The 15,377-nt window shown below is 65.4% G+C and carries 13 protein-coding genes and 1 pseudogene; 2 read left to right on the forward strand and 12 right to left on the reverse strand.

The features are described 5' to 3' along the window. The first annotated feature begins 243 nt into the window (after positions 1-243). Positions 244-1,266, forward strand: a complete 1,023-nt coding sequence (locus SZ55_RS27580) for a WavE lipopolysaccharide synthesis family protein (protein ID WP_082078282.1) — start codon at positions 244-246, stop codon at positions 1,264-1,266. Here the strand turns inward: SZ55_RS27580 and SZ55_RS18765 are convergent. The 9 genes and pseudogenes from SZ55_RS18765 to pmbA form a co-directional block, all read right to left on the reverse strand. Continuing rightward, a pseudogene (locus SZ55_RS18765) lies at positions 1,170-1,991 on the reverse strand (transposase); the annotation flags it as partial. The gene SZ55_RS27580 and the pseudogene SZ55_RS18765 sit on opposite strands and share 97 nt — an antisense overlap. Before the next feature lie 29 nt (positions 1,992-2,020). Continuing rightward, complete coding sequence (locus SZ55_RS27585; RefSeq protein ID WP_044409742.1) at positions 2,021-2,428, reverse strand: type II toxin-antitoxin system HicB family antitoxin; 408 nt, start codon at positions 2,426-2,428, stop codon at positions 2,021-2,023. Between the two features lie 60 nt (positions 2,429-2,488). Next, positions 2,489-2,671: a type II toxin-antitoxin system HicA family toxin gene (locus SZ55_RS18775; RefSeq protein WP_043103663.1), complete on the reverse strand. Its 183-nt coding sequence runs from the start codon at positions 2,669-2,671 to the stop codon at positions 2,489-2,491. A 459-nt stretch (positions 2,672-3,130) separates the two neighbouring features. Then, positions 3,131-4,063, reverse strand: a complete 933-nt coding sequence (locus SZ55_RS18780; RefSeq protein ID WP_442963703.1) for a ZIP family metal transporter — start codon at positions 4,061-4,063, stop codon at positions 3,131-3,133. Continuing rightward, positions 4,063-4,674, reverse strand: a complete 612-nt coding sequence (locus SZ55_RS18785; protein ID WP_044409745.1) for a superoxide dismutase — start codon at positions 4,672-4,674, stop codon at positions 4,063-4,065. Before SZ55_RS18785 ends, SZ55_RS18780 begins: the two co-directional genes overlap by 1 nt. Positions 4,675-4,690: 16 nt before the next feature. Further along, complete coding sequence (locus SZ55_RS18790) at positions 4,691-5,128, reverse strand: tetratricopeptide repeat protein (RefSeq protein WP_044409748.1); 438 nt, start codon at positions 5,126-5,128, stop codon at positions 4,691-4,693. Between the two features lie 50 nt (positions 5,129-5,178). Then, on the reverse strand, positions 5,179-6,555 hold the full coding sequence (locus SZ55_RS18795; protein ID WP_044409750.1) for a class II fumarate hydratase: 1,377 nt from the start codon (positions 6,553-6,555) through the stop codon (positions 5,179-5,181). Beyond that, entirely contained in the window at positions 6,548-6,943 is a 396-nt protein-coding gene (locus SZ55_RS18800; protein WP_044409753.1) for a hypothetical protein, read from the reverse strand. Before SZ55_RS18800 ends, SZ55_RS18795 begins: the two co-directional genes overlap by 8 nt. Before the next feature lie 188 nt (positions 6,944-7,131). Beyond that, positions 7,132-8,478 carry a metalloprotease PmbA gene (pmbA, locus tag SZ55_RS18805; RefSeq protein ID WP_044409756.1) on the reverse strand — a complete coding sequence of 449 codons (1,347 nt, stop codon included), beginning with the start codon at positions 8,476-8,478 and terminating at the stop codon, positions 7,132-7,134. Positions 8,479-8,620: 142 nt separating this feature from the next. Here pmbA and yjgA point away from each other — a divergent pair, with 142 nt between their 5' ends. Continuing rightward, positions 8,621-9,142 (forward strand): ribosome biogenesis factor YjgA, encoded by a 522-nt coding sequence (gene yjgA / locus SZ55_RS18810; RefSeq protein ID WP_044409758.1) that lies wholly within the window; start codon positions 8,621-8,623, stop codon positions 9,140-9,142. A gap of 62 nt (positions 9,143-9,204) precedes the next feature. Here the strand turns inward: yjgA and tldD are convergent, their stop codons facing one another. Genes tldD through SZ55_RS18825 form a run of 3 tightly spaced genes read right to left on the reverse strand, consistent with a single transcriptional unit; the run spans position 9,205 to position 15,366 of the window. Next, positions 9,205-10,647, reverse strand: coding sequence for a metalloprotease TldD (gene tldD, locus SZ55_RS18815; RefSeq protein ID WP_044409760.1), 1,443 nt, complete (start codon positions 10,645-10,647; stop codon positions 9,205-9,207). Positions 10,648-10,649: 2 nt separating this feature from the next. Next, entirely contained in the window at positions 10,650-11,498 is an 849-nt protein-coding gene (locus SZ55_RS18820; RefSeq protein WP_044409763.1) for a carbon-nitrogen hydrolase family protein, read from the reverse strand. Positions 11,499-11,538: 40 nt separating this feature from the next. Next, positions 11,539-15,366, reverse strand: coding sequence for a YhdP family protein (locus SZ55_RS18825; RefSeq protein ID WP_044409766.1), 3,828 nt, complete (start codon positions 15,364-15,366; stop codon positions 11,539-11,541). Positions 15,367-15,377: the final 11 nt, after the last annotated feature.

Genomic DNA, 15,377 nt, shown 5'->3' on the forward strand with positions numbered 1-15,377 from the left:
AGAGCCGAGTTGAGGCAGGGGCTCAATCAGCAAGGTATAATGGGCGGATTGGCGCCAGGCAACGACCTCTTGGCCTGGCCAGAAAGCAGCAAAATCAATAGCATGCACGGCTGTAGCAGGTGTGGGGTTTGGTTCGTTTGGCGACTGCCAACTTACCCACTTCCCTGACTGTCAACTCGCTATTTCCCCATATTCCGCGAAGAGCCTAAAAAGGATCTTATCTATGCATTATACAGGACGTCTATGAAAGCCTCCCCGATAAAATCTTCTGATATAAGCGTTGTGGTCCAGGGGCCTATCGACCCCAAATATACGCACTTATGCTTGAAATCAGTAAAGGCTTTTCTGCCTGACGCACAGATCATTCTCTCCACTTGGCCAAATCCGAATCTTAGTGATTTAATTTTTGATAAATTGATTATCAATGATGACCCAGGAGCGAAAGTTTCACACACTCATCAGAATATGATGGATAATACTAACAGACAGATAGTCTCTACGCTTGCTGGGGTTAATGCCTCCGATAGAAAGTATGTATTAAAATTGAGAAGCGATATCGTATTGCGCTCAAACAATTTTCTAAAATTTTTCCAGAAATTTCCTTGCAGGAACCCTCAATACTCTCTTTTCTCTGAGAGAGTCCTGATTCCGGCGTGCTATTCAAGAAAATACTATGGTGCTAGCGGTCGCAAGCCAGTCGTATTTCATCCAGGTGATTGGATTTATTTTGGCCTGCGCCAAGACATTTTTTCTCTTTTTGATATCCCACTAAAGACTGACGACGATCAAAGATATTTCGATGGTAGGCTGCATGAACTAGAAGGAGATCCTTGGCCGGAGCATCTTTGGCGCCACTCGCCAGAGCAATGGATATTTTTGCAGTTCGTGAAAAAATTCATGCAGGTTGACCTTGCTCACAAAAATGAAAATGTCGAGACCTTTGCTCCCCTTTCTGAAAGGATTTTTGCAAATAATTTCATATCAATTGATCAAGGGCAATGGCGTTTTGACATGCCGAAATACCATTTTAGACAATGGCGCCTTAATGATGATGAGTGGCGTGGACTGTACCGTCACATTGTATGGCTGAAGGATTATAGAAGATTTTCAAATGGAGCTCATGGAGCTCTCGAGGGAATAGTTACTTCGGATTCAGTTCTACACTACGCTTACAAAAAACTAAGTTTAATTAGGCTAATCGCGTCTTTCCCGAGGAAGGCGGCCTTGATTTTCAGGAAGAAATACATCGAGTCCCGGAAACTGTAGGCTATGCGTTTGATAACCTTGATACGATTGTTCACCCCCCCTCCAGGATGCTGGTGTTCATGTGGAAACGGGCACTGCCGCGCTCGTGTTTGCGCAGGTTAAGGGCAAAGCGTTGTAGCGGTGCGAGTCCGGTGTCCCGGACGTGTCGCAGCCAGGCTCGCCAGCGCTGCCAGCCCTCCCGCGTGCTGGCGGCGTACCAGATGTCCTTCAGTGCATCCTTGAGCACATAGACCGTGGCCAGTGGCTGATTGGCGGCCATCAGTTCCTGCAACTGCACGGCCTGCCCGTCCTTGAGGTTTTCGCGATTGCGCAGCGGCAGCCAGCGGCTTTGTTTGACTGCCTTGCGCGCGGGTTTGTCTTCACGCAGGAGGTGGGCCTGGTCGACTCGAGTGAGGTCGATCACCTCGCGGCTGTAGCGCGCCAACCGACGCTTCCAGGCGGCATTTATCCAGAGTCTTGAGGGTATGCCAGTGCAGTCCGGTGAGGCGACCGACGTGGCTGATAGGTAGCAGTTGCAGCAGACCTTCGAGCCAGACTCGCAAGCGCTGAGTCTGACGAGACGTAGGCGCCAACCAGTTGATCCGCTCGGCCACCCGCCCACAGCTCAGACAATTGAGGCGGCGCACTGGCAGTTGCAGCCGGACGCGCTGGTCGAGCAGATCACGAACACGCACCTGGCGAATCCGCCGCTCGTGGATAATGGACTGCCTCTTCTCACACCTTCTTGATTGGCCGACCTTCCTTAGTCAGGAGATCAGTTCGCGGCGGCTAGTTCACGCAACGCTGCAGTGGCCAGAAAGCCCGACCGAGACGAATAGCGATGGTCACGCTTCACTTTCTCATCAATACGCTGCAGCAGGTTCTCCGGCAGCGTGGCATTGAAGCGCACCGCCTTGCCCAAGTATGGGCTCACGTCAAAATCAATCACCGCCCACACACCGCCGACATAGTCAGGATTCTCCATATGGACGTCCACTTCCAACGCCTGAGGCAGTTCCTCACCATCAGCCAACAGCCCCTCGAAATGCAATGCCAGGGCTTCCTGGACGTTCTCCAGCGCTTCCGAAACGGTGGCGCCGGCAGAGAAGCAGCCGGGCACATCGGGCACGGTCACGCCGTAGTCCGAATCAGCGTCTTTGTGTAGTACGACTGGGAATTTCATCTCTTACAATCTCCGAAAGGGTGAACCGGCAAACGACCGACTCCGGTGTAGCGACCAGCCTCACTTGAGGCCGGCTTGTTTCAAAATGCTGTGTACGGTTCCCACTGGTAAATCGCTCTTGGGGTGAGGAACCGTTACCCGCCCCTTCTTCGTTGGGTGCTTGAACTGGTGATGGCTGCCCTTCACCTCTACTTCGTACCACCCATCCGCCACGATCAGTTCGATCACCTCTCTACTTCGCATCACCCCCTCCATCGGCCTCTTTATGGTGTGTATCGTACACACCTGATCAGATCCTGCCAACAGATTTATACACACCATACACACAGCCATTTCACGCCTGGGAAATCCAGCTGATCCAGGAAAACGACGGCTAAATCGGACTTATCCCCCTCCCGCCGACGGGCCGTGCATGATTTTTTTGCGCAATCCAGGGTGGGGTGAAAGTGGGGCGCGCCGGCTGCGGCAGCGCGGGGTCTGGCGGTTAGGCTCGCTTTTCATGCTGTGAAAGGAATTGTCAGGGTGTGCAAGACGGGTCGGCCCAGAGTGTCCACATTACGTCCACACCCCGAAGCAAAGTGTGCGAAAAATAGGCGCATATATCTCAGAAAACCTACGCTATGCGGGGTTTTCCCAAACACAACAGCACTTCAGAACCGGTCAACAACAAGTTCGACGAAGGCGAATAACCACACCCCCTCGCTACACCAGCGCCGTATCCAGCACCATCATCAGGCAGAAGCCGAACGCCAGCCCCAGGCTCCCGGCCACTGGATGTCCACGCCTGTGGCACTCCGGGATGATCTCGTGAGTCACCGCGAAGAGCATCGCCCCCGCAGCCAGGGCCAGGCCCCACGGCAGCAGCACAGTCGAGACCTGCACCAGCCACGCGCACAGCAGCGCGAACAGCGGCTCCACCAGCCCGGATGCCGCGCCGATCAGCAGCGCCCGCCCCCGCGACATCCCCGCCCCAGCCAGCACCAGGGAAATGATCAGCCCCTCCGGCAGGTCCTGCAGCGCAATACCCAGCGCCAGGCTGTCCGCGCCGGCCAGGCCCGCGCCAGCCGCCACGCCCACCGCCATGCCTTCCGGAATGTTGTGCACCACGATGGCGATCACGAACAGCACCACCCGAGGCGCCAGACGCACGCCAGCCCCGGCATCGACGGGTAACGCCTGATCCGGCAACAGGCGCCCCAGGCCGAACAGCGCACTGGCACCCAACAGCAAGCCAATGCTGACCAGAAAACCCGCCGACCAGCGGGAGAACCCCAACTGCCCCGCCGCCTCCAGCCCCGGCATCAACAGCGAGAACACCGTCGCCGCCAACATCACGCCGGCCCCGAAGCCAAGCAGGGCATTGGACGCCCGGGCCGACAGACGACCCAGGCACAGCACCGGTAAGGTGCCGACGGCCGTGCCCAGGGCGCAGAAACTGCCAGCCATCAGTGCGTGCCAGAGGTGCGGCTCCAGCACCCGCTCGGTGGCCAGCAGCGCCCGCCACCCCAGCAGCAGCGCCCCGATCAGCACCAGCGCGATGCCCAGCACCTGCCGCAGCGACAAGCCGCTGGGCAGGCCTGCCCCCACCAGCCGTCGTCGACGGGCCAGGGACGCCATACGCAAGGGCGCCGCCATCAGGCCAGCGCCTCTCGGTAGCGCCGCTCCACCTCGGCCCAATCCACCACGTTGTAGAACGCCCCGATGTATTCCGGCCGGCGGTTCTGATAGCGCAGGTAATAGGCGTGTTCCCACACGTCCAGACCCAGCACCGGCGTATTGCCGTGCATCAGCGGACTGTCCTGGTTACCGGTGCTCTCCACCACCAGGCGCCGTTCGGGCGTCACCGACAGCCATGCCCAGCCACTGCCGAAGCGCTTCAGCGCGGCCTGGGTAAAGGCCTCCTTGAAGGCAGCGAAACCACCCAGCTCCGCTTCGATGGCCGTACGCAGGGTTCCACCGGGCTCACCGCCACCTGCCGGCGACATCACGGTCCAGAACAGGCTGTGGTTCGCATGCCCGCCCCCGTTGTTGATCACCGCCACGCGCAAGGCATCGGGCAGCTCATCGAGGCGACGCAGCACCTGCTCCACCGGCAGATGCCCGAGGGCGTTGCCCTCCAGCGCCGCGTTCAGGTTGTTCACGTAGGCCTGGTGGTGCTTGCTGTGGTGGATCTCCATGGTGGCCGCATCGATGTGCGGTTCCAGCGAGTCGTAGGCATAGGGCAAGGCAGGCAAGACGTAAGGCATGGAGGGTGTTCCTCTCTCAGTGGTAATGGCGGCTCATGGCGGGTGCTCGGCGGGCGACGGGAGCGCCGCGGTCCAGCAAACGGTCAGTGCGCGGATAGGTGCCGTGGTCCTGAATGAACTGCATCAGCGTGGCGTAGGTCCGCCCACTGTGGCGCTGCGCCATCTCCCGCAGGTCCTGCGGCTGGCGCGCGTCATACACCAGCTGCAGCAGGCGCTCGTGGCAGGCGCAGAGGTACTCGGCGGTCTCCTCCGGCTGCTCCAGCATCAGGTGCAGGTCACCCAGGTTGTGGTACGACACCACCAGTGCGGACACCGCCTCGGCCGGTTCCGGCCAACGCTCCAGCAGCATCTGCGCCTGGGCCAGCGCACGCAGGTAGAGCTCGCGCGCCTCGATCCAGTCCCCGTCGTGGAAGCAGCGGTTGCCCGCCGTGATGATGCGTTTCCAATATTCCATGCGACACCTCCAGAACAGGAGCGCCACCGGAGTAGCGCCCGGTGGAGCGGCTAGAGGCCGCCCTCGGTGAGTTTCTCGGGGTTGAGCAACTGCTCCAGCTCGGCCCGGGACAGTGCGGTGTGCTCCTCAGCCACATCGATCACCGGGCGCCCTTCGCGGTAGGCCTGCTTGGCGATTTCCGCCGCCTTCAGGTAGCCGATGATGGGGTTCAACGCCGTCACCAGGATGGGGTTGCGCGACAGCGCTTCCTGCAGCTTCGGCTGGTTGACGGTGAAGCTCGCCACGGCGCGGTCCGCCAGCAGTCGGCTGCTGGTGGTGAGCACCTGCAGACTGCCCAGCAGGTTGTGGGCCACCAGCGGCAGCATCACGTTCAGCTCGAAGTTGCCGGACTGCCCCGCCAGGGTGATGGCGGCGTCGTTGCCGATCACCTGGGCGGCCACCATCGCCGTCGCTTCCGGAATCACCGGGTTGACCTTGCCCGGCATGATCGAAGAGCCCGGCTGCAGGGCCTCCAGCTCGATCTCCGCCAGCCCCGCCAGCGGCCCCGAGTTCATCCAGCGCAGGTCGTTGGCGATCTTCATCAGCGACACCGCCACCGTCTTCAGTTGCCCGGACAGGGCCACGGCGGTGTCCTGGGAACCGATCAGAGCGAAGAAGTTGCTGCCAGGGGCGAAGCGCAGGCCGGTCAGGGTATTCAGCTCATCGCAGAAACGTTCGGCGAAACGCGGGTGAGCGTTGATCCCGGTGCCTACCGCCGTGCCGCCCTGGGCCAGTTGCTGCAGGCTCGGCAGCAGCGCACGCAGGTGCTCGATGTTGCTTTGCACCTGCTGCGCCCAGCCATCGAGTACCTGGCTCATGCGCACCGGCATGGCATCCATCAGGTGGGTACGCCCGGTCTTCACATAAGGGCGGACTGCCAGGGACTTCTCGCACAGCACCTGCAACAGGTGGCCCAGCGCCGGCAGCAGGCCCTCGGTGAGTTCGATGGCCGCGCTGATGTGGATGCTGGAGGGGATCACGTCATTGCTGCTCTGCCCGCAGTTCACGTGGTCGTTGGGGCTCACCGGCTCGCCGAGCAGGCGCCCGGCCAACGTGGCGATCACCTCGTTGGCGTTCATGTTGGAACTGGTGCCGGAGCCGGTCTGGAACACATCCACCGGGAAGTGCGCCATGAAGTCCGTAGCCAACAGCTCCTGGCAGGCCCCCACGATGGCATCGCCCATGGCCGGGCTGATCTGCTCCAGTTCCACGTTGGCGCGGGCCGCCGCCGCCTTGGCCAGGATCAGGGCGCGGATGAACGGCGCCGGCATCCGCAGGCCGGATACCGGGAAGTTGTTCACCGCCCGCTGGGTCTGGGCGCCATAGAGGGCATGAGCGGGCACGGCCAGCTCGCCCATGCTGTCGCGTTCGATTCGGGTGTCAGTCACGCTGGGCTCCTTCTTCGGGATCGTGGTAGCGGAGGGACGGCGCCAGGTTCAGGGTCGCCAGGCGCCATTGCAGCGCGCGAAGGCGGCGCTGCAGGGCAGAGCTGCGCGCGTGGTGGCGCAGCTCCTGCAGGGGGAGGTAGGCGTAGTCCAGGCACTGCGCCCGCCAGTGGGCCGGGAGCGCGCGGTCTTCCGCGCTGCGCAGCAGCAGGTCGAGGCAGGCCTCGAAGATGCGCCAGGGCGAGGCGCCTTGGCGCTCGGCCAGTTGCCGGGCCTCGTTCAGGTAACGCACCAGCAGGCGCGGCTCGTCCGGACACAGCGCGCAGCGGATGCGCAGGCCGGTCGAGCGCCAGCGGGCGGTAGCTGGGTTTTCCTCGCGGCAGGATTGCATGGCAAACCTCTAACGAAAATCATTCGCGAATGAGAATAATAATATTTAGAGATAATTGCCAAGCGCCGTTGTGCAGGCCCGCTCGCCAACCGTAGGCTGCGTTTCGATGAAAGCGCTTGAAAAAGCAGGAAAAGAAACGAAAACGCGCCCATTGGGCGCGTTCTCAGGAGCGGAGCATGTAGAGGCGATCAGCTGCCAGCAACAGTCATCCGCTCGATCAGCACCGAGCCGGTGCGGATGTTGCCGCGCATCTCCAGGTCGGAGCCCACAGCGAGGATCTGGCGGAACATGTCCTTCAGGTTGCCGGCGATGGTCACTTCCTGCACCGGGAACTGGATCTCGCCATTCTCCACCCAGTAGCCGGCCGCACCACGGGAATAGTCGCCAGTCACCATGTTCAGACCCTGTCCCATCAGCTCCGTCACCAACAGGCCACGCCCCATGCGGCGCAGCAGCGCCTTCTGGTCTTCCGGGCCATGGCTGACGAACAGGTTGTGCACGCCGCCGGCATTGGCCGTGCTCGGCAGGCCGAGCTTGCGCCCGGAATAGGTGCCCAGCACATAGGACACCAGGTCGCCCTTCTCCACGAACGGCTTGGCGTAGGTGGCCAGGCCATCGTTGTCGAACGCCGCGCTGGCCATGGCGCGCGGGATGTGCGGGCGCTCATCGATGCTCAGCCACTCGGGGAACAGGCGCTGGCCCAGCGCGCCCTCCAGGAAGGAAGACTTGCGGTACAGGTTGCCGCCGGAAATGGCCGACAGGAAGCTGCCGAACAGCCCCGTGGCCAGCTCCGCCGCGAACAGCACCGGCACCTCGCAGGTGGGCACTGCCCGGGCACCCAGGCGGCTGACCGTGCGCTCGGCGGCGCGGCGACCGATGCTCGCCGGGTCCGCCAGCTGGGTGCCGATGCGGTTCACGTCGTACCAGTAGTCACGCTGCATCTGGCCTTCGCTGCCGCCGATCATCACGCAGCTCAGGCTGTGACGGGTGCTGGCATAGCCCCCGACGAAGCCATGGCTGTTGCCGTACACGCGGCAGGCCTGGTGGGTGCTGAGGGTGGTGCCATCGGCATTGGTGATGCGCGGGTCGGCATCGAAGGCCGCTGCCTCGCAGGTGAGCGCCAGCTCCACCGCCTGCTCCGGGCTGATGGCCCAGGGGTGGTAGAGGTCCAGCTCCGGCAGGTCACGGGCCATCAGGGCCGGGTCGGCCAACCCTGCGCAGTCGTCTTCCGAGGCATGCTTGGCAATCGCCAGGGCCGCCGCCACGGTCTCGCGAATGGCCTCTTCGCCGCTGGCCGAGGTGCTCGCCGAGCCCTTGCGCTGCCCTACATAAAGGGTGATGCCGAAGCCCTGGTCACGGTTGAACTCCACCGTCTCCACCTCGCGCTGACGCACCGTGGTGGACAGCCCCTGCTCCATCGACACCGCCACCTCGCAGGCCGTCGCGCCCTGGCGGGCGGCCTCGGCGATGATGCGCTCTACCTGCGCCTGCAGCTCCGGAAGGGCCTGCGGGCCAACACCTTGTACGTCACTCATAGCCACTCCGATTTCTCAAACCCGTTTCGACGGGGCGGGCGCCGCGCGCCCTGCCCCACCCGCCGCGAACGCGGCGCCAGCCGGGACGGACAATCCCCCTCCGACTGGTTATCATGGCGGCGTTTTCCACTGGACCACCCCCATGCCTGAATATCTCGACGACGACTTCTCCGGAGAGAAGAGCAAGTCCCAGGTCAAACGCGAGCTGCAGGCCCTGCAGGACCTGGGCGAACGCCTGACCACCCTCAAGCCCGACATGCAGGACAAGCTCCCGCTCACCGATGCGCTGCGCAAGGCCCTGGTCGAGGCGCCCAAGCACAAGGCCCACATCGCTCGCAAACGCCACCTGCAGTACATCGGCAAGCTGATGCGCGAGCAGGATGTCGAGGCCATCGTCGCCATGGTGGACCAGGTCGACAACACCACCCGCGAATACAACGAGCGCTTCCACAGCCTCGAACGTTGGCGTGATCGCCTGATCGCCGGCGACGACGAAACCCTCGAAGCCTTCGTGGCCGACTACCCGGACACTGACCGCCAGCACCTGCGCGGCCTGATCCGCCATGCCCAGCACGAAGCGGCCCGCAACAAGCCGCCCGCCGCCGCACGCAAGGTCTTCAAGTACATCCGCGAACTGGACGAAATCCAGCGCGGCCTGCGCTGAAGACCGCCACGGGCCCGCACCCCGGCCACGCCGGGGCCAACGGCCCGTAGCACCGCGCCACATCAGGCGCCGGTGCCTCCCACCGTGATCGCATCGATCTTCAGCGTCGGCTGACCGACGCCCACGGGCACCGACTGCCCGTCCTTGCCGCACGTCCCCACGCCGCTGTCCAGTGCCAGGTCGTTGCCCACCATGGACACCCGGCTCATCGCCTCCGGCCCGTTGCCGATCAGCGTCGCGCCCTTCACCGGCGCGGTGATCTTGCCGTTCTCGATGAGGTACGCCTCGCTGGTGGAGAACACGAACTTGCCGCTGGTGATGTCCACCTGGCCACCGCCGAGGTTGGCGCAGTAGATGCCGCGCTGGACCGAGGCGATGATCTCCTCCGGGTCGCTCTCCCCCGCCAGCATGTAGGTGTTGGTCATGCGCGGCATCGGCAGGTGCGCGTAGGACTCGCGACGGCCGTTGCCGGTAGGCGCCACGCCCATCAGCCGCGCATTGAGCTTGTCCTGCATGTAGCCCTTGAGCACGCCGTTCTCGATCAGCGTGGTGCACTGGGTCGGGGTGCCTTCGTCGTCCACACTCAGCGAACCACGGCGACCGGCCAGGGTGCCGTCATCGACGATGGTGCACAGGCTGGAGGCGACCTTCTCGCCGATGCGGCCGCTGTAGGCCGAACTGCCCTTGCGGTTGAAATCGCCTTCCAGGCCGTGGCCCACCGCCTCGTGCAGCAGCACGCCGGACCAGCCGGCGCCCATCACCACCGGCAGCGTGCCGGCCGGTGCCGGCACCGCTTCCAGGTTCACCAGCGCCTGGCGCAGCGCCTCGCGGGCGTAGCCCATGGCGCGGTCTTCCTGGAGGAAGTAGCGATAGTCGGTCCGCCCGCCGCCGCCGTGGCCACCGCGTTCGCGGCGACCGTTCTGCTCGACGATCACACTGACGTTGAAACGCACCAACGGGCGCACATCACTGCCCAGGCTACCGTCGCTGGCGGCCACCAGCACGTGCTCCCAGACCCCGGCCATGCTCACGGTGACCTGCTTGATGCGCGGGTCGAGCGCGCGGGTGGCCTGGTCGATGCGCTGCAGCAGCGCGACCTTCTCGGCACGACTGATCACGTCCAGCGGGCTGTCCGGCGCATAGAGCCGGGCCACCTCGGGGCTGGCGAAGGCCTGCACGCGTCCCTGCTGCCCGGCCCGGGCGATGGAGCGGGCCGCACGGGCCGCCTGGCTCAGTGCCTCGGGGGTGATGGCGTTGCTGTAGGCGAAGCCGGTCTTCTCGCCGGACTGGGCACGCACGCCCACGCCCTGGTCGAGGTGGAAGCTGCCGTCCTTGACGATGCCGTCCTCCAGCACCCAGGACTCGGAAACCAGCCCGTGGAAATACAGGTCGGCGGCATCGATGCCCGGACCGGCCACCTCGCCGAGAACACCCTGCAGCTGCTCGATGGCAAGGCCGCCCGGCGCCAGCAGGCGGTCACTGACGGATAACAACATCTGGCTCATAGCTACTCCGTAATCACCGGCGCGGGTTCGGCCGGCGTCTTGAATCGTCTGTGTGCCGTCACCGGCATTCGTTGGCGGATCGCCCGCTGCTCCTCGGCATCGCGCCGGGCCAGCAGTACCGCCTCACCCTTTCCGGCCTCGGCCAGGACACGCCCCCATGGATCGACGATAGACGAATGCCCATGGGTTTCCCGCGGCCCCGGATGAACGCCGCCCTGCCCGGCCGCCAGCAGGTAGCACTGGGTCTCGATGGCGCGGGCGCGCACCAGCACCTCCCAATGCGCCGCTCCGGTCACCGCCGTGAATGCCGACGGCGCGGTGATCAACTCGGCCCCGGCCTCGCGCAATGCGCCGTACAGCTCGGGGAAGCGCAGGTCATAGCAGACCGTCAGCCCCAGGCGCCCGACCGGCGTATCGGCCAGCACCACATGGTCGCCGAAGGCGTAGTCGTCGGACTCGCGATAGCGTCCCCGGGCATCGGCCACATCCACGTCGAACAGGTGGATCTTGTCGTAGCGCGCGACCCGTTCGCCGTGCTCATCCACCAGCAGCGAGCAGGCGTTGGGCTTGGCGTCCGGGCGGCCTTCGGGTGGCAGCGGCAAGGTGCCGGCCACGATCCATAACCTGAGGTCGCGGGCGGTCTGTTTCAACCAGGGCAGGATCGGCCCTTCGCCACGGGCCTCGGCCTGGCCCAGCCGAGCCAGGTCGCGCCGGCCCATGGCGGCGAAGTTCTCCGGCAGCACGGCCAGGCGCGCGCCCTGCCCTGCCGCGTCGGCCAGCAGGCGCCGAGCGGCGTCGAGGTTGGCCAGGACGTCGTCCTGGCTGGTCATCTGGATTACCGCGAACTCCATGGCGTCCTCCGGCGTACGACAACGGCCATGCAACGGCCCGTCATGAATCGGGTTTCTCGAACGGCTTGTCGAAGGTGAACTTTGGGTCCTGCAGGGGGCCGCGCACCTTGTACTGCACGCTGGCGAAGCGGGCGACCCGGTCCCCCAGCAGCTTGTCCACCACGAACAGCGCACCGCCAATGGCCGGGGCGCCGACGATCAGTGCGGCGAGCGGCAGGTTGTTGGTCACCGGCAGGGTCACCAGCAGCTTGGCGTCGATGCTCTCGTGGGCCATGTCCAGGGTGCCATTGAGCTCCAGCCCGCTGGAGGGCCCTTCGAGCACGATGGGCTTGCGGGTCACGAAGACCCCGTCGGTGCCCTCCAGCACGCCCTTCACCCGGTCGTAGGCCAGGCCCTTGCCCAGCAGGTCGGAGAAGTCCAGGCGCAGGCGGCGGCCGATGGAGTTGAAGTTGAGCAGGCCGAACACCCGCAGGGCCTGGGCACTGCCGTCGGCCTCGACGAACTGGCCCTTGCGCAGCGCGGCATCGAGGGAACCGTTGAAGCGTTTCAGGCTGACCCAGGCCGGCGAGCCGGGCCAACGCCCATCCACGTCCAGACGGAAGCGCTCGCTGGTGGCGGTGGGTGCGTACTTCCAGGCCAGCAGCACGTCGGCGAGGTTCTTGCCCTCCAGGCGCCCCTTGTACCAGGTGCTGCTGGCACCCGCGCTGCCTTCCCAGCCGAGGGCGCCGTCGATGTGCAGCCCCTTGAGGTCCAGCGACAGCTCGCTGAACTGGGTGCCGCTGGCCACCGGACGCGCCTTGAACGACCAGGCGCCCAGCGGCTCGTCGCCCAGCTGGACCTGGGCAATGCGCACGTCCAGTGCGGGCAGGGAGTGGGGGTCGTGATCCTTGAGCGGGTCGGGGCCGGGCGTGTCGTCCTTGTCGTCGTCCGCCGGCTTGGGGAGGCGCAGGCGCGCCAGGTCCAGCGCCACCGGCGCGCCCTGGGCGTCCGGGAGGCTGATGGTGCCCTGCAGCAGGTTGCTGTCCAGGTCCACCTTCCAGGCCGCATCGCCCCGTTGCAGACCAACGCGGAAATCCTGCAACTCCAGTCCCATGCCGCTGAACCGGCCGATGCGCAGATCAGCGCTTTGCAGCAGGCCGACGGCATTGCCGGCATCCTTCTCGGCGTAACGCTGGCGCACGGCCTGCCAGGCGGCCAGGTCGAGGTCGTCCAGCACGCCCCGCACGCGCACGCCACGAGCGGTCGGCAGCACGGCACGCCCGGAGCCGAGCATCAGCTCGCCACGGGCGCCGGAAAAATCGTTGGCCGGGGCCGCCAGCGCCAGGTCGGCAAGGTCGCCGTACTGGAACCAGTAGCGTCGCTCGGCGCCGTCCAGGGTCATGCGCCACTGGCTGTCGCGCACGGTCTCGGCGGGCTTGCCGAAGGGCGCCGGCAGGTCGATGGCCACGCCCTTGAGGGTCGAGTCAACTTTCAGTTGGCTGTCCTTACCGTCCAGCAGCAGGTCGAGCCGATAGGGCACGGCACCGCTGACCGGCAGCGGACGATTGACGCCGAGCCAGGCGGTCAGGTCCTTCAGCGCCACCACGCCGTTGGCCTGGATGCGGCTGCGCGCCTGGCCGTTGCGGCCTTCGGCGGTGGCACGGGCGGCAACGTCGCGGCCGAAGACCCGGGCGCGGATGTCCTTGCTGCTCAGGCCGCTGGCCGTGTCGTAGCGGAAAGCGCCGTTCAGAGCGCTGAGTTCGAGACTCGGAGTGGCGAAGCGCAGGCGCGCGTCCTGGGTGGCGAGGTCGACCACCACACGCGGCTCCCCGCCGGCCTTCGCCAGGGGGATGTCCAGGTCCAGGTTGCCATCCAGGGTGCCTTCGCCCTGCCAACCGGCCATCACCTGTGCGGCGGGGGTCGGCGCCTGCTGGAGGATCTTCAGCCCGTCGGCGAAGCTGCTGTCGAGCCTGGCGGTCAGCTTCAGGTGGGGCACCTTGCCGCTGTCCACGTGGGGCACGTCGGCGCGGGCATCACTCACCTGGCTGTCGAGGATGCGCCCGCTGGGCACCCGAACCCGCACGCCGGTGTGCTCGACGAACACGTCGCCCCGGGCGTCGGTCAGGGCCGGCCAGCCGGGCTGGTAGTCGAGCTGGGCGTCACGCACCTTGAAGAACAGGCTGATGGAGCGCGCCTCCGGCGGCGAGGCGTGCAACAGGGAGCCCTGGTACTGGAAGAAGCCCTCGTCGATGCCGCCGCCCTTGATCGAGCGCTTGAGCCACTCCGCCAGCTCCGGGCTGAGGCCGGAGGACAGCGTCGGCAGGTATTTCTCGGTGAAGCGCGCGTCGCCCTGGCTGAGGCCGACGCGCAGGTCCATGTAGTCCTCGCCGGCCGGGTCGCGCAGCAGGCGGATGAGGAAGTCACCGGCGATGTGGCCCTCCTCGCCCTCCACCCGCAGGTAGGGAGCGACCAGGGTGAAGGCCTGCTCATCCAGCGTCCAGGTCAGCCGGGCATGGGCTTCGCGGTAGTGCCAGGGCTTGGGGAACAGGTGGTCGAGGTGCAAGGCGAAGTCATCGGCGTCCAGACGCAGTTCGCCGCCGGCCAAGTTGCCGGTCAGGCTGCCGCTGACGTTCTCTGCCGCCGGCGCGCCGTGCACGGCGCCGAAGCTCAGGCGCTCCAGGTTGGTGCTGTAGGCCAGGCGCTGGCCGAGGGGAGCATCCGGTCGCCAGGTGGCCTGTACGTTGCGCAGGGCACCCTTGGGATCGAGGCCATCCACCAGTTCCCGCGCCAGGTCGTTGAGGGGCGCAAGCCCCTTGACCAGGGGCACCAGGGGTTTCAGGTCGATGCGGTCGGCACGCACACGCCATTCCCGCGCGCCCTCGCTACCGCCCTCTTCGGCCAGCAGGTGGACGCCGCCCCAGCGCTGCTCGCCCACGGTCATGGACAGCGAGTCCAGTTGCAGGCGCATGCCGGCGGCGGTGCGGTCGAAGTAGGCATCCACCGCGAGGTCCTGGAGGGTCACCGGGGCCTGGTCGCGGCGACCGCCTTTCAGCTCACCGACGCGCAACCGGCTCACCGCGCGGCGCAGTTCGCCACGGGACCACTCCGCCCACAGCTCACCGCCACCCAGCACCTTGCTCAGGCGCCAATCGTTGGCGATCAACTTGGGCAACCAGCGGACCCAGTCGGTCTGGGGCAGGCTCAGGTAGGCGCGGGCTTCGCTGGCCAGCCAGTCCTCGGGGTCCAGGCGGGTGTCCAGGCGCAGGCTCAAGGGCTGCCCGTCGGCCAGCACAAGGCGCCCCTCCAGTTGCTGGGACGATGCGCTGCCGGAGAGTGCCGCCTCGACATAGGTGAAGGTGACCGGCTTCTGTTGCCAGGGCTGAACGGTGACCTGGCTGTTGACCAGCGCGAACCGGCCCACGAACTGGAAGCCCTGGATCAGTTGGGCGGGGCGCAGCGCGGGGGAATCGGTACGGGACGGGACGCCCGCGACGGCCCAATGGCCGCTTTCGTCCTGCACCACCTGCAGGTTCAGGCCGTCGAGTTCGATGCTGGCCAGCTTCGGCGCGCGCTGCAGGAGGCTGCCGAGCACGTCCGGCACCAGCCGGACCTGATCCAGCCGCAACACCTCGTCGCCCCGGCCGATGACCACGTCACGGGCCACCACCACCGGTGCAAAGCCCTGCCAGCTGCCTTCCAGGGCGCCGATCTCGACATCCTGGCCCAAGGCATCGCTGGCGCGGGCGCGCAGGTCGTCGCGGTACTCCGCCACCATCGGCACCAGCTGCCGACCGAGGCTGACATAGAGCGCAGCCAACACCAGCCCCAGTGCACAGAGGGCCAGGAGGGTTCTCAGGAGGGTGACCAGCAGAAGACCCTGGCGCGCCATTCAGCGGGGGC

This window comes from Pseudomonas sp. FeS53a (genome assembly GCF_000931385.1).
Taxonomy (GTDB): Bacteria; Pseudomonadota; Gammaproteobacteria; order Pseudomonadales; family Pseudomonadaceae; genus Metapseudomonas; species Metapseudomonas otitidis.

Coding starts and splice junctions, on each gene's coding strand:
- SZ55_RS18825 (WP_044409766.1), bottom strand. CDS start 15,366: ATGGCGCGCCAGGGTCTTCTGCTGGTCACCCTCCTGAGAACCCTCCTG.
- SZ55_RS27585 (WP_044409742.1), bottom strand. CDS start 2,428: ATGAAATTCCCAGTCGTACTACACAAAGACGCTGATTCGGACTACGGC.
- SZ55_RS18790 (WP_044409748.1), bottom strand. CDS start 5,128: ATGGAATATTGGAAACGCATCATCACGGCGGGCAACCGCTGCTTCCAC.
- pmbA (WP_044409756.1), bottom strand. CDS start 8,478: ATGAGTGACGTACAAGGTGTTGGCCCGCAGGCCCTTCCGGAGCTGCAG.
- SZ55_RS18785 (WP_044409745.1), bottom strand. CDS start 4,674: ATGCCTTACGTCTTGCCTGCCTTGCCCTATGCCTACGACTCGCTGGAA.
- SZ55_RS18775 (WP_043103663.1), bottom strand. CDS start 2,671: ATGCGAAGTAGAGAGGTGATCGAACTGATCGTGGCGGATGGGTGGTAC.
- tldD (WP_044409760.1), bottom strand. CDS start 10,647: ATGAGCCAGATGTTGTTATCCGTCAGTGACCGCCTGCTGGCGCCGGGC.
- yjgA (WP_044409758.1), top strand. CDS start 8,621: ATGCCTGAATATCTCGACGACGACTTCTCCGGAGAGAAGAGCAAGTCC.
- SZ55_RS18780 (WP_442963703.1), bottom strand. CDS start 4,063: ATGGCGGCGCCCTTGCGTATGGCGTCCCTGGCCCGTCGACGACGGCTG.
- SZ55_RS18800 (WP_044409753.1), bottom strand. CDS start 6,943: ATGCAATCCTGCCGCGAGGAAAACCCAGCTACCGCCCGCTGGCGCTCG.
- SZ55_RS18820 (WP_044409763.1), bottom strand. CDS start 11,498: ATGGAGTTCGCGGTAATCCAGATGACCAGCCAGGACGACGTCCTGGCC.
- SZ55_RS27580 (WP_082078282.1), top strand. CDS start 244: ATGAAAGCCTCCCCGATAAAATCTTCTGATATAAGCGTTGTGGTCCAG.